We start from the raw sequence: 18434 nt of genomic DNA, 5'->3' as shown, positions 1-18434 counted from the left end.
GCTTACATATTGGGATAGTTCGGACCATCCCCTCCCTGCGGCGTGGTCCAGGTGATATTCTGGCTGGGATCTTTGATGTCGCAGGTCTTGCAGTGAACGCAGTTCTGAAAGTTGATCACGAATCGCGGACCATTTTCATCCTCGACCATCTCATACACCCCCGCCGGGCAATAGCGCTGTGCCGGTTCGTCGAATTCGGGCAGATTGACACTGACCGGAATCGCCGGGTCCGACAGTTTTAGATGGCAAGGCTGACTTTCCTCGTGGTTCGTCATCGCGAACGAGACGTTGGTCAGGCGGTCGAAGGACAGCGTGCCATCCGGCTTTGGATAGTCGATCGGTTTATGTTTACTGGCTTCTTCAGTCGATTCCGCGTCGTTCTTGCCGTGGCCCAGAGTGCCAAACAGCGAAAAGCCCAGAGTGTTGGTCCACATGTCCAAACCGCCCAGCGCCAGCGAGGGCATCAGACCCCACTTCGACCACATCGGTTTGACGTTGCGCACTTTCTTGAGGTCTTTTCCGATGGCACCTTCGCGAACATCTGCTTCATAGACAGTCAATTCATCGCCCGAACGCTCGGCTTTGATGGCATCAAATGCCGCCTCGGCCGCAGCTTTGCCAGACAGCATCGCGTTGTGGTTGCCCTTGATGCGCGGCACATTGACCATGCCCGCCGAACAGCCCAGCAGCGCCACGCCTGGCGCGACCAGCTTGGGCATCGATTGATATCCACCCTCAGTAATCGCACGAGCGCCATAAGCCACGCGCTTGCCGCCTTTCAGCAGCTCGGCCACCATCGGATGATGCTTAAAGCGCTGGAATTCCATATAGGGGTACAGGTGCGGGTTCTTGTAATTCAGGTGAACCACAAACCCGACATAGACCTGATTGTTTTCCAGGTGATAGATGAACGACCCGCCGCCCGCGTTGCTGCCCAGGGGCCAGCCCATCGTATGGGTGACGGTGCCTTCCTTGTGCTTGGCCGGGTCGATCTCCCAGATCTCTTTCATGCCGACGCCGTATTTCTGGACTTCTTTTCCGGCTTGCAGATCGTATTTCGCGATCACTTCCTTGGACAGCGACCCGCGCACACCTTCGGACAAGAAGACATATTTGCCGTGCAGCTCCATGCCCGGCTCGGTGTTCGGGCCGTAGGAGCCATCGGCCTCAAGGCCGAAGACACCGGCAACAACGCCTTTGACTTCACCATTGTCGCCATAGACCAGCTCGGAACAGGCCATGCCAGGGAAGATTTCCACGCCCAGCTCTTCGGCCTGTTCAGCCATCCAGCGGCAGACATTGCCCATCGACACGATATAGTTGCCGTGGTTGTTCATCAGCGGCGGCATCGGGAAGTTCGGAATGCGGATTTTTCCGGCCTCACCCAGCATATAGAAGTTATCTTCGGTAACCGGCGTGTTCAGCGGCGCACCTTTTTCCTTCCAGTCCGGTATCAGCGCATCCAGGCCGCACGGGTCCAGCACCGCACCTGACAAGATATGCGCACCCACCTCCGAGCCCTTTTCCAGAACGACGACGTTCAAATCGGCATCCAGCTGTTTCAGACGGATGGCCGCCGACAGTCCCGCGGGGCCGGCGCCCACGATCACCACGTCATATTCCATCGCTTCGCGTTCAATCTCGGCCATTGCGGGCTCCTTCGCTAACTTTCCGAATTGGCGCATCTAACGCACGGTCGGCGCAATTTTGTTTCACGGCTGATTACATGCTGGGAAAGCCACAGGTCAATCGAAACACGGCGTAACTATGCCGCTATGCGGCAGATCACGTGTCCGGAGTGTCACCCATCAGGTATCTGGGGCCACTTCCCTTGGATTTGGCACGGTCATCAGGATTGTAAAGAGCACATTTGGGCAAACTAAGGCACCCACAACCAATGCATCCGTCCAGATTGTCACGCAGGCGCATCAACGTATCGATTCGCTGATCCAGATGCGACCGCAGATCCTTGCTGATGTTTTTCCAATCCTGCGGCGTTGGTGTACGATTTCCGGGCAAGCCGGACAGGACTTCTCGGATTTCGGGCAGGGTTAGTCCGAATTGCTGCGCTATCATCACAAAACTCAACCGTCTTATGTCGGCGCGCTGATATCGCCGCTGCCCACCCGCATTGCGCCATGGGGCGATCAGACCCTGCGCCTCGTAATATCGGATCGCTGAAACCGCCAGCCCGGTGCGCTGGGCCAAAGCGCCTATTGCCAGCCCCTCTGAAATCGCCATCTCGCCCTCAAAAAAAATTCCTTGACCTAAAGTTAGGTTTAGAAATTACGGTGAGTCGGGACAAGCCTCAAATTGAATAGGAGATCCCATGAAGGCGACACTTGAACACACCAATTTCACCGTCCGCGACCCGCAGGCTTCGGCAAAATGGATGCAGGATGTCTTCGGTTGGAAAACCCGCTGGGAAGGCCCTGCAATCGCGGGTGGCTATACCGTGCATGTCGGTAGCGCACATACCTACCTGGCGCTTTATGCACCCAGCGATCCCAAACCCTCGGGTGAAAGCAGCTATGACATCATCGGGGGGCTGAATCATGTCGGCGTTCTGGTCGAAGACATCGACGCAACCGAAGACAAGGTGGTCAAAGCAGGTTTCACCCCCAAGTCGCATGCAGATTACGAGCCCGGCAGGCGGTTCTATTTCGATGATGAGAACGGCATCGAGTTTGAGGTGGTGCAATATGCTTGAAGCACTCTGGATGGCCTCAACCACCTGGAAATGGCAGCGCGGTCAGCTGTTTGGACAGCGTAACAGGTGCCCACGGCGCCCGATCCAACGGCGTTAAGTCGCAAATCCAGCTTGCTGTCTTCTTTGACCTCTTGCATTTCACGCATCATTTGGGTCAGGTATTTGCCAACCCATCAAATCGCCCCGGCGCTGGTTCCATGCGGCGGGGCGTTACAATTTCAGCGTGGACGACAAGAATATGGAAAAAATTCCCATGACGCCTGCGGGCAATGCTGCGCTTCAGGCCGAACTCAAGAACCTAAAATCCGTCGAGCGGCCAGCTATTATCGAAGCCATCGCCTCGGCCAGGGAACTGGGTGACCTGAAAGAAAACGCCGAATATCATTCGGCCCGGGAAAAGCAGGGTTTTATCGAAGGCCGCATCAAAGAGTTGGAAGGCATCCTTTCACTGACCGATGTGATCGACCCTGCCAAACTGTCTGGTGCTATCAAATTTGGCGCCAAGGTCACGCTTGTTGACGAAGACACTGACGAGGAAAAGACCTGGCAGATTGTAGGGGAATATGAGGCCAATATCGAAGCCGGCCTGCTGAACATCAAATCCCCTATTGCCCGCGCCCTGATTGGAAAGGACGAAGGCGACAGTGTCGAGGTACGCACACCTGGCGGCGTACGTTCTTATGAAGTCCTGAGTATCACCTACGCCTGAGCCCCGGAGCGTTCACAATGTCCGAGCCCACGCCAGAGCAGGAAGCCAATCGGCCAACCTCACTGGGCATATATGATAGGCCAACCAAGCCTTCGATAACCGAGATCGAAATTGCAGCCGTCGCCCTCAGCGTGATCTGGCTGATCGTCTCGGTTGTTTTTCTGGTGCTGCCCGACGAGGTCGACGGCGGAGGCTTTGTCGTGACCTTGCTGGCGGTCTTCATGCCGGTAGCGATGATCTGGGTCGCGGCAATGGCCATGCGCGCCAGCCGGATCATGCGCGAGGAAAGCGCACGACTACAAACCTCGATTGACGCCATCCGAAACGCATATATCGCTCAGCAACAGCGATCTTCCAGCACCTATGAGCCAGCCGTATCCAAAAAGCTGGATCAGATCGCGGAAACGGCCAAGAAAGCCGAAAGCGCGCTGGCCACGTTTTCAACCAAGCGCAGGGAACCCGCACAGCAACCGACAGCCGTGGGGAACGGCGATCAGACTTCGCTGGAACTGGGTACACAAGCTGGGGATATCGTGCCCCCGCTTGGCACCGACATCTTTATCCGTGCGCTGAATTTTCCGGAAACACAGGAAGATACCGAAGGCTTTGATGCCCTACGGCTGGCGCTCAAGGACCGCAAGACAGCCAAGCTTGTACAGGCCTCTCAGGACGTGCTGACCCTGCTCAGCCAAGAGGGCATCTATATGGATGACCTGCGCCCTGACATGGCCCGCCCCGAGATCTGGCGGCAATTTGCGCAGGGTGGGCGCGGACGGGCTGTTGCGGCCTTGGGCGGCATTCGCGACCGCTCCTCGCTGGCGCTGACTTCGGCCCGGATGAAGCAGGATCCCATTTTCCGGGACGCCGCCCATCACTTTCTACGCAGGTTCGATCACATGATCATCGAGTTTGAACCCCGTGCCAGCGATGCAGAGCTGACCGCTTTGGGTGATACAAGAACCGCGCGGGCCTTCATGTTGCTGGGGCGTGTGGCCGGAACCTTCGACTAGATTCCGAAACTTCCATAGGGGATGAACCGGACAAGATCACCCGGTTGGATGTGGCGCGCTCCGTCTTCGATCTCGACCAGCCCTTCGGCCCAGCTGAGCCCGCTGATCCGCCCGGACCCTTCCGAGTTGAAAACTTCGGCTTTTCCGTCTCGGATACGGGCCCGCAGATATTCCCGCCGCCCGGGTTTCTTGCGCTTATCAAAGGCGGCTGGCAGATCGAACCCCTGCGGGTCCCGCCAGCCCTCGCCAGCCATCAGGCCCAGCGCCGGGCGGGCAAAGATTAGGGTGCAGACCAATGCCGCTACTGGATTGCCGGGCAGTCCGAAAACCGGCACTCCGTCCCAAATCCCCAAAGCCAGAGGTCGCCCCGGTTTCAGGGCAATACGCCATTCCTGCATCGCTCCGGCCTGCCGCAACAGCGCGGAGACATGGTCTTCGTCCCCTGCCGACGCGCCGCCACTAGTCAGAACAACATCCGCCTCTTTCGCAGCTTCGTTCAGCCGCTCGCGCAGGGTTTCACGATCATCGGCAACGCGGCCCATATCCAGTGGCTGGAATCCCATCCGCTGGATCAGAGCCAGCAACATTGGGCGATTGGCATCGTAGATTTGCCCTGGCTCAGCAACCTCACCGGCCTCGACTAGCTCATCCCCCGTTGACAGGACGGCCACCCGCAGAGCTTTGCGAACCAGCAGATCACCAGCACCCGTCGCGGAGAGAAGGGCCAGATCGGCAGGTGTCAACCGGCGTCCAGCGGGCAAAGCCAGATCACCTCCAACCACATCTTCGCCCGCATTGCGGGTATTGGCACCCTGTTTCAGGGGGCCGCGAAAGGCGATATACCCATCCTGAACTTTCACGTCCTCTTCCAGAATAACGGTGTCCACCCCATCGGGCAGGGCCGCACCAGTCAGAATCCGTATGGCGTGGCCGGGCGCAAGCTGACCATCAAAGGGAACACCAGCCGCCGCACACCCGTCTTGCAGCGGCATCACCTGCGGCCCATCCGGAACCGGACCGGCAAAGCCATAGCCATCTACCGCCGTATTTGCCTGCGGCGGGTTCGAACGTTGGGCATATACATCGGCGGCCAAAATCCGACCTGCGGCTTGTGCCAACGGAACGGTTTCAGCCCCCATCACGACCGAAAGGCGGTCGCGCAGCAGGGTCAACGCCTCGTCAACCGGCGTCCAGCTCACGCCCGCAGGCAAGGCAAAACAATCGTTGCGCAGGGGCGGTGGGGCAATGTCCGGTTTGCTCATAATCCTACCTCTTGCAGAATGAACCCTGCGATGGCTGCGGTGTCGTCCAGATCAAAAACCGGACGGTCGAAGTTCAGCTCTGTGTCACTGGCAACCGCGCGCACAGTTTCGTTCTCGGCCGCGATCAACGGATTTCCAGCGGCCACCCGATACGCCTCGACCTTGGGGTGGGCTTCGCGTTTGAACCCCTCGATCAGCACAAGATCAACGGGAGCCAAGCGTGCCAGCAGATCAGAGAGAGGCGGCTCGGGTGCGCCGCGCAGTTCCTGCATCATCGCAATGCGCTTGCCGGACGCCAACAGCACCTCGGACGCACCGGCTTCTCGATGGCGGAAACTGTCCGTGCCGGGCTGGTCGACATCGGCGGCGTGATGGGCATGTTTGACGGTCGAAACCGAAAAGCCACGCGCGGTGATCTCGGCCACCAAACGCTCCATCAGGCCGGTCTTGCCCGCGTTTTTCCAGCCGGTGACGCCATAGACCTTCATGCCTGCTCCAGCAGCTTTTGCGCACGCGCCAGATCGTCGGGCGTGTTGACATTGAAGAAGGGGTCAAACGGCTCAGCCGGAAACAACGCCTCACGCCCATCATGTTTATCGGTCCACAGCACAACCTTGCGCAGCCCGTCATTCAAGGCGCCCCGCAAATCATCTCGCAACGCGACAGGCCAGAGGCCAAATGTCGGATGCCGGTTGACCCGTTTGCCGCCGCCGGATTTCAGTGCTTCATCCCCGTTTCGAGGCGTAGTCGCCAGCACCAGCGGATGGGTTTGCCCTTGAGCAGCATCCATTAGGCGCGCCACAAGATCGCGCGGAAAAAACGGCGTGTCGGCAGCGGCGGTGACGATACTGTCGGCCCCCTGTTCTGCTGCCCAATCGAGCCCCGCCAGCACACCCGCCAGAGGCCCGGCGAAACCTTCAATCGTGTCGGGAAGAACCGGCAGGTTGAGGTCGGCGAACCGTTCGGGATCACCATTGGCATTCAGCGCCAGACCGACCACCTGCGGGCCAAACCGGTCAATGACATGAGACAGCAGGCTCTGCCCACCGACTGTCAGCAAGCCTTTGTCGCCACCACCCATCCGAGTGGCAAGGCCTCCTGCGAGGATGATGCCGAGAGGGCGGGTCATTTGATCTCCTCAAGCGCGGGCCATTTCCTGAATTTCTGGGTGGGCAGGAAAAGCAATGGACAGACGGCCAATCCGAATGCTGTAAACCAAATAATTGCAGGCCACCCCGTCAATTCGGCCGCCTTGTAACTCAGGCTATAGTGGGCTGGCAAAAACACTAAGACGGCCCCAACAGCAAAGATAAGACCAAAACAGCACCGATACGTGCGCACCGCCTTTCTGACCTCATCTGGTATCCCGGCAAACTCTGGCAGACCGTGCATCAAAACCCGCTGAAGCACGAGTGCTTGTTTTTGAGACAACTCCCCCCATGCCTGCCAACCAAGCCGAAAGGGGGCAGCGATGTTCCAAATGCTGATGTATTCCTCTGGCGCCCACCCCAGACGGTTACGCAGGTTGACGTCCAATTGCGCCATACCCTCAATGATCGCGCGTTTCGACCGCTCAAGGAGCCAGAACACATAGACCATCAATGGCAGCAAGCCCAATGTCGCGACGAATAAAATAAATAAACCAAAGACTTCCAAAATCATTCCGCACTCTTCCGTCTATGCTTTTTATCTTCGACCGCCACTGTCGACGGGTCGACGTCGCGCACCAACCGGTCCTCGCCCGCAAGACACACGAACCGCTGCCCCCGCATGCGGCCGATCAGGGTCAGGCCAACCTCACGCGCGATTTCGACACCCCAAGCGGTGAACCCTGATCGTGACGCCAGAACCGGGATGCCCATCATTGCAGTCTTGATGACCATTTCCGAGGTCAGACGGCCTGTAGTGTAGAGGATCTTGTCCTCGGCCCCCACATTTTCGGACAGCATCCAGCCGGCGATCTTGTCGACCGCGTTGTGACGTCCCACGTCCTCCATGTAGACCAACGGTCGGTTTTCCCGACACAGGACCGTGCCGTGAATTGCACCAGCCTCAAGATACAATGAAGGGGTTCGGTTGATCTTGGCTGCCAGATCATACAGCCATGAGGTGCGGACCTGAACCTGCGGCAGGCGCACGTCCTCCAGCCCTTCCATCATGTCACCAAACACAGTGCCGACCGCGCAGCCGCTGGTTCGAGTCTTTTTCTTCAGCTTATCCTCATATGAGGTTTCGCGCGCGGTGCGCACCACCACGGTTTCCAGATCGTCATCGTAATCCACGCCGGTAATGTCATCATCGGCCAACAGCATCCCCTGATTGCGCAGGAACCCCAGCGCCAGATATTCAGGGTAATCGCCGATTGTCATTGCAGTCACGATTTCCTGCGCGTTGAGGAAAATTGTCAGGGGGCGTTCCTCGACAACCGAGATCCGGCTGACCGCGCCATTCTGGTCGATGCCTTCAACCGCACGGGTCAGGCGAACCGCGCCGGGATCAGGGGCGATGATGTAGTCGGTGGCATCCGGTTTCGTGGCCAATTGCAACCCTTTCCCAAGATCGCTACTGCTGTTGGCGATACCATAGGAATTTGCCATGGCTTACACCACATCCAAGTCATACTTCTGGAAGGGTTTTCGCGATGGAGCGCCGTTTATCTTTGTGGCAATTCCGTTCGGCACCCTTTTCGGCGTATTTGCGACCGAGGCTGGGCTGGATATTATCCAGACAATCGCCTTTTCGGCGGCTGTCTTTGCCGGGGCGGCCCAGTTCACCGCCCTGCAGCTGTTGCAGGACAACACACCCAGCCTGATCGTTCTGGCATCGGCCCTGGCGGTTAACCTACGCGTGGCAATGTATTCGGCCTCACTGACACCTTATCTTGGGGCGGCCCCCCTGTGGCAACGGGCCTGCGCCGCCTATCTGACGGTCGATCAGTCCTATGCCTGCTCCATTGTACAGTTCGAAAAAGAGCCCGATATGACCGTGCCGCAGCGCATGGCCTATTTCTTTGGCTCGGTCACACCGATCACGCCGCTTTGGATTTTGGCAACTTATCTGGGCGCAGTTTTGGGCGCACAGATTCCAGAAAGCTGGGCGCTGGATTTTGCACTTCCGATCACATTCCTGGCAATGATCGGGCCGATGATGAGGACGCTTGCCCATGTCATCGCCGCCTTAGTCGCCATAACCGTTGCTCTGTTGACCGTAGGCGTGCCGTTCAACCTGGGCCTGCTGATCGCCGGGACCGCCGGGATGATCGCAGGGGCGCAGGCCGAATTGATGTTAGAGCGGAATAGGCCATGACACAGATTGATCCGGTGACCATGTGGAGCATTATCGTTGGCTTGGCGATTGGCAGCTTTGCCCTACGCTTTACCTTTATCGGCATCGTCGGAGACCGCCCGATGCCACCCTGGTTGTTACGCCACCTGCGCTATACCGCCGTTGCCATCGTCCCGGCCCTGATTGCGCCGCTGGTGGTCTGGCCAACCGCAACGGATGGTCAGCCCGACGTGCCGCGCATGGCCGCCGCAGCGGTTGCTTTGGCGGTTGGTGTCATCACAAAAAACGTGGTCATTGCCATCTTTGCCGGGGCGGGCACGCTCTATGGCTTTCTATACCTATTGGGTTGAGGCCGCTTCCAACTGGTTCAGGCGCGCATTGTTCGAGGCCAAACCGGCCTGCAGGTCAGCATCGTCATTCTCGCGGTATTCGGTGGTCACGACGCCGGGGAGTTCACCGAACTGATCGGACAGCTTGACCGGGTAGAAGGTCGTATTGATCTGCTCGAAACCCGGCACCTGCTGCAATAGCTGCGAGGTTGAGTTGGCGCAAAACGCTTCGGATACAGGGCCCATCTGCTTGGCCAGTTGCAGGGCAATTTCGGCCTGCTGTGGTGTCACCTGAATCGTCTGGATACGCGCATAATGCGTTTCGCGCGCGTGGCTGCTGCGATAAGCGCGTTCGACATTCGGCGTGATGCCATACAGAACATCGTTTCGGATCGGCACTACATCGGCGCGAAACGAGCCTGCGGGGTCGAAGATCACCCTCTCGCTGCCGCTTATCATCAGCGAGGTATGCGCCCCCGAACCGGTCCGGGTGCTGATCATGGTATAGAGCGTCAGTGTTGATGGTCCCGGATCACGATAGGAACGGGCCACAACTTCGGTCTGATCGGCCTGCGGACGCTGCGAACCGGCGCAGCCAGCCACTGTTGCTGCCAGCAGGCAGGCAATCACAAATCTGATCACGGCGGTCAGCCTCGCCCGGGATTAAGCGGCGAAAACCGCCAGAAACAGGCAAAGGAAAGCAATCGCCACCACGCACCATGTGGTCGCTTTTACGAAACCGTTGAAGGTTTTGGTTTGAACGGTGATGTCCATTTCGCCGTGCTTATGTTCAGCCATGATTTTCAGAATCCTAATTCGCGTGTTTGATACGTTGGATAATCGAAAATCCCGGGCCTGTCACCACGTCATTCGGGCGCAGGTGACACGGAGTTAAAGACCGAACACCCGCGATATCCGAACCCCCACCGCCAGGGCAGGCCCGAACAAGGCGCCCCGCCCAATCGCACCGCGCCATACATGGCCTCGGCGGTTATGGCATGGGCGGATCGTATCTGATCCGAAGTCATGTCATAGCGTTCGGCGTAAATTTCGGCGTTCTCATCCCCGTGTTGCCGCACGCAGGCTCTCAGGCTGTCATCGGCTGACAGGCGCGCGTCATAACTGTCTTCGGGGCGCAGGCCTCCGCCCGCGTGGTGATAGGCCCGGTCATGGCTGACACAGCAACTCTCCCATGGGGGATGCGCCTCGAACAGGGCCTGAAAGCTGGGAAACGTGTCGGCCACAAAGCGCCAACTGGCTGACAACCCGCCCGAGCAGCCATCCGTTTCAAATGGCGTCAATTCCGCAGCGCCCCGCTGTGCGATCAGCGCGCGATGGGCGGGCATCTCAAGACTGCGCATAAAGTCCTGCGCCCCGACTGGCGCCGCGATCAGCGCCAGAGAAACGGCCAGATTACGGGCTTTCATCGCGCATCGCATCGGTATCAACGGCCATGCCGAGCACCGTTGCCAGCCACAGCATCAGACGTTCTGCCGGCCCCATTTCAGCGCGGATACGCAAGACTTCTTTGGCCATTGCCGGTCGGTCCGTGATCAGCCCATCCACCCCCATCGAGGCCATGGCCGACATTTGCAACGGGTCATTCACCGTCCAGACATAGATATCCTTGCCCGCGGCCTGCACCGAACGTACCAGCCCCGGCGTGGCCATGGCGGCGTTGACAGCCACAAAATCCCCTTCGAGACCCGACAGATCGCCAACAGCGGTTGCCGCCAAAACCCCCGCGCGCCAATCGGGACGCAGAGCCTTCATCTTTTGCACGGCAGGGTATTTCAGCGACATGGTAGCGATGTCATCCTGCATGCCGAATTCCTCGACCAAGGCCGCAACGCGGTTTTCCAGATCGACGTCATGACCGTAATATTTCAACTCGATGATCACCTTGGCCCTGTCTTTGGCCGCAGCCAGCACGTCGCGCAGCGTTGGCGTGCGTTCATCGGCATATTCCGGGTCATACCAACTGCCGATATCGATCTCGGCCACGTCTTCCATCGTGGCATCCCAGACCTTCAGGTTCACCCCGGCCAGCTTCATGAAATCGCTATCATGGGCGACGATTATCTCATCATCCGCCGTTTCCTGCACGTCGATTTCAACCCAGTCCGCCCCGTCCTCAATCGCCTTCAGAACCGAGGCCATGGTGTTTTCCGGCCGTAACGCAGCGGCACCACGGTGGCCGATCACCTCGGCCCTGTCAGGGGCCTGAACGCGTTCCAGCAGGGATTGACCGAACCAGAGCCCGACCAATACCGCCACCGCCGCAATGCCAACAGCACTCAGCAGACCAATGCGCAGATTGCCTGGTGCGGGATGTGGTGGTTCAGAAGTCCGGATCTCGAAAAAACCGTCCAGCAAAACCGCCAGTGCTCCCAGCGCGGTGGCTGCCAAAACCAGCCCGGCCAACGACCAGAGCCCGGCGACCAGAAGGCTGTAAACTAGCGCCAGCCGCAGATGCTCTGCCCCCTGCAGGGGCACCAACGCGAATAATGATCCCGCGCCCCAAGCGATCAGCGCGGCAAGAACTGCCCTCAGCCCCAGCCAGAACACCAGTGCGATCTTGAGCCGCCCGCGCTTGCCCTCCATCCGATCCGCGCTGACCTGGAAAGCATCAGCCGGTGGCAGGTTTTCGAACAGAACCAGATGCAGTCCCAGCGCCCATGCGGACAGCTTGCGGATCAGCACCCATGCCATGACCAGCACCACAACTCCGATCAGCGCAACGGCGATCCAGAAAGACGGCGGATGGAAGGTCAGGTAATAGTTGATGTCATACTCGGTCAGCGTCCACCAGGCGATCAGAGCAGCGATAGCGGCGAAAGGCAGGATCAACAGGATGATCCGCAGAACCAGGCGTGCAGCAAATCCAAACAGCGCAGGCAGCCGCGACAGGATCAACTTGATCGCCGCGCTCCCCGCGCGCCACGGATCGCTTTCACCCATCCTCAGCGACCCGGCCATGACCGAGAAGACAAAGATCTCGGCCAGCAGGAACAGGCTGAGCATTGCGATTGCGACCGCAAACCCCAGCGGAGACAGGATGAACGCGGCAATATCCTGATCCGTCAGGGCGGTCTGGCTGGAGAGCGAAACCGCTAGGTTCACCGCAATCGCCACGCCCGGCGCAATCAGCGCAATCAGCAACAGGCGCACGACGACATAGATCGGCACAAAGACCCGGCGGCGTGCCCACGCGCCCTTGTATGCTTTTGTAACGGCAGAGAAAGTGGCCACGTTGCGCCCCCCAAATGATTGATTCATTCAAGGCTGCGCAGACGAGAATTGCAAGTCAGGCTATCAGTTTTCTTCCAGATCAGCCGCCAGTCGGAATCCGATGCGATTGGCGGGCTTATCCTCGACCGATTTGGGCAGCGCTCGCAGCATTACATTCAACTGGCTGACATGCTGCACGAGTTGGGTTCGCGCCCCGGACCCATCTGCGCCGTAAAAAGTGATGATATCAGGGTCGAAATAGCCCATTCCTTCGATCCGCATTACCCCGGCATCACCGCCAGTAAATCCCATGGCGACCTCATGATCCGCATCCAGCGTATTCTCGAAATTCTGGATATACAGGATCAACCGTTCATAGGCCCATTGCGCCGAGCTTTTGGTGGCTACGGGCTTTTGCAACTGGCCGGGCAGGTCCTTGGCGCCGGATTTCGCATCCGGGTTGGCATGCACCTCGTAACATCGGGGCAATGCTGCTGATTCCGCTGCCTCGGCTGAGGTTTCGATCTTGTCCATGCCTTCTACCCTTTGCGCTGAAACTCCCACGCCCCGTCCGCGTGCCGCGTTCGGGTAACAGCACCAATGTGGTAGAGATGGTTCAGATGTGCAACTGCTTCGACCAGAGCAAGCCCATACTCTCCTTCACCGATCTGGCGTTTGAACAAGGGCACAAAGCACTCAGCAGCGGTTTTGGGCTGGTCCAGATAATTCTGCAGACGGTCCAGCGCGCTGTGGTGGTTGTCGATCAACTGCCTCATCCTGACCGGCAGGCCGGTAAAGGGCAGTTTGTGCCCGCCCAGCGCCATATGATCCGGGCGCGCCAGGTCCTGCAGGCGCTCGCAGGCTTCCATCCACTCCGCCACTGGATCCGCCATGGGCTCGGTAACATAGACGCCCAGATTGGGGCTGATCGAGCTGAGAACCTGGTCACCCGTGATCACAAGATTATCGTCACGGCTCCAAAAAGTTGCATGTTCGGGAGCGTGGCCATTGCCCATATGAACATCCCAGTCGCGCCCACCCATACGAATGACGCTGCCCTGTTTGATCCGGGTAAAGCCCAGCGGCATCGGATAGACCGTGTCGCAGAAATTGAAGGGCCGTTCTGTCATCCTTTTGGCAAGGAAATCGGCATCCATCCCGGCGCTTCGGTAGTAATCCAGCGTTTCCTGCGGCCAGTTTTCCTGCACATCCAGAGTCAGCATCCGTGCAAACAGCCATGCAGTACGCGACGTGACCAGCTCGGCCCCGTGTTCAGATTGAAACCAACCAGCATTGCCAACGTGATCGGGATGGTGATGGGTCACCACCACGCGCGTCACGGGTTTTCCCCCCAGCGGTCCCGCCATTAGGTCCGCCCAAATACGGCGCGTCTTGTTCGAGGACATGCCAGTGTCGATCACCGTCCATCCGTCGCCATCATCCAGCGCATAGATATTGACGTGATCCAGCGCCATAGGCAGCGGCAACCGCATCCAAAGCACGCCTTCGGCAATTTCAACGGCCTCGCCCAGGGCCGGAGCCTCGGGCCAAGGATAGCGGATCGTCAAATGTGTATCACCGTCCATCAGGCAGCTACCATTTCCTCGGCGCTGAGAGCAAAGACGTCATCCGCACCGTTCTGCGCCTGAACCAAAAGCCCCGAAAACTCAGGCAACAGCGCATTGATATAAAAGCGTGCCAGCTTGAAACGGGTGCCGTTTGGCTCGGCCAGGGCCGCCTTGAGGTGATAGTGACCGCCCAAAACGCGGGCGAATGCCTTCAGATAGGGCACGGCGCCGGCAAATCGCGTGTTCATGTCGGACTGCGATATCAACCACTCGGTCGTTTCACGCAGGCTTTCCGTGGCCTCCCAGACAGGACCCGCCAGTTCCGGCATCGACCCACGCGCGCGTTCGGCGTGATCCTCGATTTCGTCCAGCAAACGGGACGCCGCTTCGCCGCCATCCATCATCTTGCGTGCGACAAGGTCCATGGCCTGAATGCCGTTGGTGCCCTCGTAAATCGCGGTCACACGGACGTCGCGATAGAACTGTGCCGCGCCGGTCTCCTCGATAAAGCCCATACCGCCATGGACCTGCACGCCTTCTTCCGACACCCGCATCCCGGTTTCCGTGCCGAAGGCTTTGTTGATCGGCGTCAACAAGGCCGCGCGCGCGACCCAGTCCGCGTCACCTGTTGCCGTGGCCATATCAATCGCGGCTGCGTTTGCAAGCATGATCGCGCGCGCAGCAAAAGTATCCGCACGCATGCTCATCAGCATCCGGCGTACATCGGCGTGATCGAGGATTGTGCCCGAAGGTGTCTTGCCTTGTTTCCGCTCAAGCGCATATTCCAGGGCCTGCTGATAGGCGCCTTCGGCGGCACCGATACCCTGTCCGCCGACGCCCAGTCGCGCGTTGTTCATCATGGTGAACATCGCAGCCATTCCGCCATGTTCCTTACCCACAAGCCAACCTTTGGCGCCATCATACTGCATCACGCAAGTTGGCGAACCATGCAGGCCCATCTTGTGCTCGAGCGAAACCACTTTCAGGTCATTTGCCACACCTGGATTGCCATTCTCGTCCGGCAGGTGCTTGGGGACCAGAAACAGCGATATTCCCTTGGTTCCGGGAACTGCATCGGGCAGGCGTGCCAACACCAGATGGCACACGTTTTCAGCAAAATCGTTGTCACCCCAGGAAATGAAGATCTTCTGACCAGACACCGAATAAGTGCCATCTCCATTCGATTCTGCCTTCGACGTCAGCGCACCCACATCCGATCCGGCCTGAGGCTCGGTCAGGTTCATCGTGCCCGACCATTCACCAGCGATCATTTTGGGCAGGTACAGGTTCTTCAGCTCATCACTTGCGTGGTGCTCCAGTGCTTCGATCTGGCCCTGCGTCATCAGCGGCGCCAGTTGCAGTGACAGGCAGGCCGCAGACATCATCTCGTTGACGGCAGTGGTCAAGGTCATCGGCAGCCCCATACCGCCATATTCGGGATCAGCGCTCATGCCGATCCAGCCCCCCTCAGCTATAGCGTTCCAACCGTCGCTAAATCCTGGCGAGGTACGCAACACGCCGTTTTCCAGACGCGCGGGCTCTAGGTCTCCGTTCCGCTGAAGCGGCGCCATGACCTCTTCGCAGAGTTTTCCAGCCTCGGTCAGGATGGCGCTGACGACGTCTTCGCTTGCTTCCGCGAACTTGTCGGTCGCTGCAATACGATCAAAATCAACCGCATGGCGGAACAGAAATTCGTAATCTGCAACTGGTGCGCGATAGGGCATAATATTACCTCGGGGCTGTCTTGAACGGTCCGCGACGCCGGGGTTGGAAATCCGCTGACTCGCCGTTATTCATCTGGGTTTGAACGATTACGTACCCATCCTTATGCTACAAGCAATCAAAACGCGGCGTCACTCACAATGATCTCTAACGGTACACTCGAACTGTCAGCCGACCCGGCGGGAATTGCTCAGGCTGCGGATCTTCTGAGGCAGGGACAGCTGGTCGCTTTCCCGACTGAAACGGTCTATGGGCTGGGTGGGGATGCCCGCAACGGAGAGGCTGTCGCCAGCATCTATGCCGCCAAGGGCCGACCCAGTTTCAACCCTCTGATTGCGCATGTCGCATCGGTAGAGTCCGCGCGCAGGTTTGTTGAATGGTCAGATCAGGCCGAGGCGTTGGCACAGGCGTTCTGGCCCGGCCCGCTGACTCTGGTTCTGCCGCTGCGGGAAGGGCACGGTGTATCATCGCTTGTCACTGCCGGGCTGGATACATTGGCGGTTCGGGTGCCTGCGCATCCTTCTGCCCGGGCTATTCTCGAGATGTTCGACGGGCCGGTCGCTGCGCCCTCGGCCAACCCTTCGGGACAGATCAGCCCGACAACAGCCGCGCATGTCCGCGCCGGTCTGGACGGGCGCATCGCTGCCATTCTGGATGACGGTCCCTGCGGTGTCGGACTGGAATCCACCATTGTCGGCCTCGCTGGAGAACCTGCTCTGCTACGCCCCGGAGGGGTGGCTTTGGGCCAGATCGAGGCAGCTCTTGGCTCGGCATTGCATCTGCATCAATCGGGCGACACGCTAACAGCACCCGGACAGATGCTGTCGCATTACGCCCCGGACGTGGCGGTCCGGTTGCACGCGCAGACTACACATGGTGACGAGATTCTCTTGGGATTTGGACCGGTCAAATGCGACCTGAACCTGTCCGCTGATGGCAACCTGACCGAGGCGGCGGCCAATCTGTTTGCGGCTTTGCACAAGCTCAACAGCACCGGACGCCCGATTGCCGTGTCCCCTATTCCGGACCACGGATTGGGTGCCGCTATCAACGACCGGTTGCGCCGGGCCGCAGCGCCACGTGACAGTTGATCAGGCGCGCCCTGCGCTGGCCGACAAAGTCAGAGGATCGACGCCCAGCGTTGCCAGCGCCGCCTCCCATTTCTGATCATCGGGGACATCGAACACCAGCTTCGAATCCGCCTCGGTTGTGAGCCATCCGTTCATCGCGATCTCATCCTCAAGCTGCCCGGGTCCCCAGCCTGAATACCCTAGCGTCAGCATAGAATTCAGCGGCCCTTGCCCCGAGGCCAGGTCTTCAAGCACGTCCAACGTTGCAGTCATGCTGAAATCGTCCGAAATCTGCAGGGAATGGAGGTTCGCGTCATAATCGGCGCTGTGCAGGACGAATCCGCGCGACATCTCGACCGGGCCGCCGAAATGCACCAGGCGCTCACCCACGATCGGGATACGGCAAGCGATGTTCAACTGACCCAGCAGCGTCTTTATGCGTAAATCCGAAGGTTTGTTGATGATCAGACCCATCGCGCCATCGTCGCCATGGCTGCAAATATAGACAACCGAATGATCGAAACGCGGATCGCCCATCCCAGGCATCGCAATCAACAGTTTACCGGTCAGATCCATAAGACGACATCTCTTGCTGAGCTCCCATCAACAATGCCCCCGCAGTCCCGGTATTGGCAAGGGACGAGCGGCGATTTCGCTAGATTTCATTCGAGTGACCCGAACGTGACTTGGAATTCGCCTCGAGACCACGCATTTATAGGGTATGAACATTCACAAGACATTTCTGGCAGCCGCCCTTGCCGTGACCGTTGGCGCGATTGGACCGGCATCTGCACAAGTGGTCGGCTCGGTGGCCGAATTGGATATCCTGGACGGCGGGCGCACAGCAAATGGAGCCTATCTTGGGGCGCTGCGGGTGACCCTGCAGGACGGCTGGAAGACCTATTGGCGGGCGCCGGGCGATGCGGGTATTCCGCCACAGTTCGACTGGAAAAGATCAACCAATGTCGGCAGCGTGTCGATCACATGGCCCGCGCCGGATGTCTTTGACCAGAATGGCCTGCAGTCGATTGGATATGAAAATCAAATGGTCCTGCCGGTCGAGATTTCGCCGAAGAACCCGGCCAAACCCGTGCGGCTGAAAGGCACGGTGGATCTAGGGGTCTGCAAAGACGTCTGCATCCCGGAACGTTTGGGCTTCGATCATACCCTGAACGCCGAAGCAGAGCGCAACCCGGCGATCGCGGCGGCACTGGCCAAGCGCCCATATTCCGCCAAAGAGGCCCAAGTAGCGAACTCACGTTGTCACCTGACCCCGACATTTGACGGAATGCAGATCGAGGCGCGCGTCACCATGCCTTCCGCCGGTGGCCGCGAGGTTGCCGTGATCGAGCCCGGCAACCCCGAGCTGTGGGCCTCGCAGACCGACACCAAGCGGCAGGGCGGTACTCTGGTCGCCACATCCGAGGTGATCAACGCCTCGGGCGGTCCGTTTGCGCTGGATCGCTCAAAGATCCGGATCACTGTTCTGGGTGCCAATCACGCGGTGGACATTCTGGGGTGCAGCGCTGGCTGACCCC

General features: G+C 59.0%; 22 protein-coding genes. 7 read left to right on the top strand and 15 right to left on the bottom strand.

Annotation, left to right across the window (positions count from 1 at the left end; translation table 11 throughout):
- Positions 1-2 precede the first annotated feature (2 nt).
- Together AC2FIM_RS05910 and soxR are read right to left on the bottom strand one after the other, a co-directional pair.
- The gene (locus AC2FIM_RS05910) at positions 3-1649 is read right to left on the bottom strand and encodes an electron transfer flavoprotein-ubiquinone oxidoreductase (protein ID WP_271948491.1); all 1647 of its coding nucleotides are present in this window, start codon (positions 1647-1649) and stop codon (positions 3-5) included.
- Between the two features lie 136 nt (positions 1650-1785).
- A complete protein-coding gene (soxR, locus tag AC2FIM_RS05905) occupies positions 1786-2241 on the bottom strand; it encodes a redox-sensitive transcriptional activator SoxR (RefSeq protein WP_142635400.1) in 456 nt (151 codons plus the stop codon).
- Between the two features lie 88 nt (positions 2242-2329).
- On the opposite strand from soxR, the gene AC2FIM_RS05900 reads away from it, so the two are divergent.
- The 3 genes from AC2FIM_RS05900 (at position 2330) to AC2FIM_RS05890 (ending at position 4429) form a co-directional block, all read left to right on the top strand.
- Positions 2330-2710: a VOC family protein gene (locus tag AC2FIM_RS05900; RefSeq protein WP_271948494.1), complete on the top strand. Its 381-nt coding sequence runs from the start codon at positions 2330-2332 to the stop codon at positions 2708-2710.
- A gap of 238 nt (positions 2711-2948) precedes the next feature.
- Positions 2949-3419 (top strand): transcription elongation factor GreA, encoded by a 471-nt coding sequence (greA, locus tag AC2FIM_RS05895; protein ID WP_142635396.1) that lies wholly within the window; start codon positions 2949-2951, stop codon positions 3417-3419.
- A 17-nt stretch (positions 3420-3436) separates the two neighbouring features.
- A complete protein-coding gene (locus tag AC2FIM_RS05890; protein WP_142635394.1) occupies positions 3437-4429 on the top strand; it encodes a hypothetical protein in 993 nt (330 codons plus the stop codon).
- Here the strand turns inward: AC2FIM_RS05890 and AC2FIM_RS05885 are convergent.
- Genes AC2FIM_RS05885 through AC2FIM_RS05865 form a run of 5 tightly spaced genes read right to left on the bottom strand, consistent with a single transcriptional unit; the run spans position 4426 to position 8237 of the window.
- On the bottom strand, positions 4426-5691 hold the full coding sequence (locus tag AC2FIM_RS05885; protein ID WP_496731828.1) for a molybdenum cofactor synthesis domain-containing protein: 1266 nt from the start codon (positions 5689-5691) through the stop codon (positions 4426-4428). The genes AC2FIM_RS05890 and AC2FIM_RS05885 overlap by 4 nt on opposite strands.
- Positions 5688-6179 (bottom strand): molybdopterin-guanine dinucleotide biosynthesis protein B, encoded by a 492-nt coding sequence (gene mobB, locus AC2FIM_RS05880; RefSeq protein ID WP_142635390.1) that lies wholly within the window; start codon positions 6177-6179, stop codon positions 5688-5690. The genes AC2FIM_RS05885 and mobB overlap by 4 nt, the downstream gene beginning before the upstream one ends.
- Positions 6176-6820: a molybdenum cofactor guanylyltransferase MobA gene (gene mobA, locus AC2FIM_RS05875; RefSeq protein ID WP_496676636.1), complete on the bottom strand. Its 645-nt coding sequence runs from the start codon at positions 6818-6820 to the stop codon at positions 6176-6178. The genes mobB and mobA overlap by 4 nt, the downstream gene beginning before the upstream one ends.
- Complete coding sequence (locus AC2FIM_RS05870) at positions 6817-7353, bottom strand: hypothetical protein (RefSeq protein ID WP_496676638.1); 537 nt, start codon at positions 7351-7353, stop codon at positions 6817-6819. Before AC2FIM_RS05870 ends, mobA begins: the two co-directional genes overlap by 4 nt.
- Complete coding sequence (locus tag AC2FIM_RS05865) at positions 7350-8237, bottom strand: formate dehydrogenase accessory sulfurtransferase FdhD (RefSeq protein WP_496676784.1); 888 nt, start codon at positions 8235-8237, stop codon at positions 7350-7352. Before AC2FIM_RS05865 ends, AC2FIM_RS05870 begins: the two co-directional genes overlap by 4 nt.
- Positions 8238-8286: 49 nt before the next feature.
- On the opposite strand from AC2FIM_RS05865, the gene AC2FIM_RS05860 reads away from it, so the two are divergent.
- Positions 8287-8997 carry an AzlC family ABC transporter permease gene (locus tag AC2FIM_RS05860; RefSeq protein WP_142635384.1) on the top strand — a complete coding sequence of 237 codons (711 nt, stop codon included), beginning with the start codon at positions 8287-8289 and terminating at the stop codon, positions 8995-8997.
- Positions 8994-9326, top strand: coding sequence for an AzlD domain-containing protein (locus AC2FIM_RS05855; RefSeq protein WP_496676641.1), 333 nt, complete (start codon positions 8994-8996; stop codon positions 9324-9326). Before AC2FIM_RS05860 ends, AC2FIM_RS05855 begins: the two co-directional genes overlap by 4 nt.
- Here AC2FIM_RS05855 and AC2FIM_RS05850 read toward each other — a convergent pair.
- The 7 genes from AC2FIM_RS05850 to AC2FIM_RS05820 form a co-directional block, all read right to left on the bottom strand.
- Positions 9315-9947, bottom strand: coding sequence for a hypothetical protein (locus AC2FIM_RS05850; protein ID WP_271948503.1), 633 nt, complete (start codon positions 9945-9947; stop codon positions 9315-9317). The genes AC2FIM_RS05855 and AC2FIM_RS05850 overlap by 12 nt on opposite strands.
- A gap of 21 nt (positions 9948-9968) precedes the next feature.
- Positions 9969-10103 (bottom strand): aa3-type cytochrome c oxidase subunit IV, encoded by a 135-nt coding sequence (locus AC2FIM_RS05845; RefSeq protein WP_142635378.1) that lies wholly within the window; start codon positions 10101-10103, stop codon positions 9969-9971.
- A 68-nt stretch (positions 10104-10171) separates the two neighbouring features.
- Positions 10172-10732 (bottom strand): hypothetical protein, encoded by a 561-nt coding sequence (locus AC2FIM_RS05840; RefSeq protein ID WP_281995245.1) that lies wholly within the window; start codon positions 10730-10732, stop codon positions 10172-10174.
- Complete coding sequence (locus AC2FIM_RS05835; protein WP_246097180.1) at positions 10719-12584, bottom strand: glycerophosphodiester phosphodiesterase family protein; 1866 nt, start codon at positions 12582-12584, stop codon at positions 10719-10721. The genes AC2FIM_RS05840 and AC2FIM_RS05835 overlap by 14 nt, the downstream gene beginning before the upstream one ends.
- A 36-nt stretch (positions 12585-12620) precedes the next feature.
- Entirely contained in the window at positions 12621-13070 is a 450-nt protein-coding gene (locus tag AC2FIM_RS05830) for a DUF6173 family protein (protein WP_142635374.1), read from the bottom strand.
- Between the two features lie 5 nt (positions 13071-13075).
- A complete protein-coding gene (locus AC2FIM_RS05825) occupies positions 13076-14122 on the bottom strand; it encodes an MBL fold metallo-hydrolase (protein WP_281972578.1) in 1047 nt (348 codons plus the stop codon).
- Positions 14122-15828 (bottom strand): acyl-CoA dehydrogenase, encoded by a 1707-nt coding sequence (locus tag AC2FIM_RS05820; protein ID WP_496676649.1) that lies wholly within the window; start codon positions 15826-15828, stop codon positions 14122-14124. Before AC2FIM_RS05820 ends, AC2FIM_RS05825 begins: the two co-directional genes overlap by 1 nt.
- Positions 15829-15966: 138 nt before the next feature.
- Here AC2FIM_RS05820 and AC2FIM_RS05815 point away from each other — a divergent pair, with 138 nt between their 5' ends.
- Positions 15967-16917 carry an L-threonylcarbamoyladenylate synthase gene (locus AC2FIM_RS05815; protein WP_496676651.1) on the top strand — a complete coding sequence of 317 codons (951 nt, stop codon included), beginning with the start codon at positions 15967-15969 and terminating at the stop codon, positions 16915-16917.
- Here the strand turns inward: AC2FIM_RS05815 and AC2FIM_RS05810 are convergent, their stop codons facing one another.
- Positions 16918-17472 carry a YqgE/AlgH family protein gene (locus AC2FIM_RS05810; protein ID WP_142635367.1) on the bottom strand — a complete coding sequence of 185 codons (555 nt, stop codon included), beginning with the start codon at positions 17470-17472 and terminating at the stop codon, positions 16918-16920.
- 145 nt (positions 17473-17617) lie between these two features.
- Between AC2FIM_RS05810 and AC2FIM_RS05805 the strand changes: the two genes are divergently transcribed.
- On the top strand, positions 17618-18430 hold the full coding sequence (locus AC2FIM_RS05805) for a protein-disulfide reductase DsbD domain-containing protein (RefSeq protein WP_271948512.1): 813 nt from the start codon (positions 17618-17620) through the stop codon (positions 18428-18430).
- Positions 18431-18434 lie beyond the last annotated feature (4 nt).

Source organism: Ruegeria sp. CDSC052 (assembly GCF_059610685.1).
Note: the sequence above shows the minus strand (reverse complement) of the source record. Positions and strands in the feature narration are given on the sequence as shown.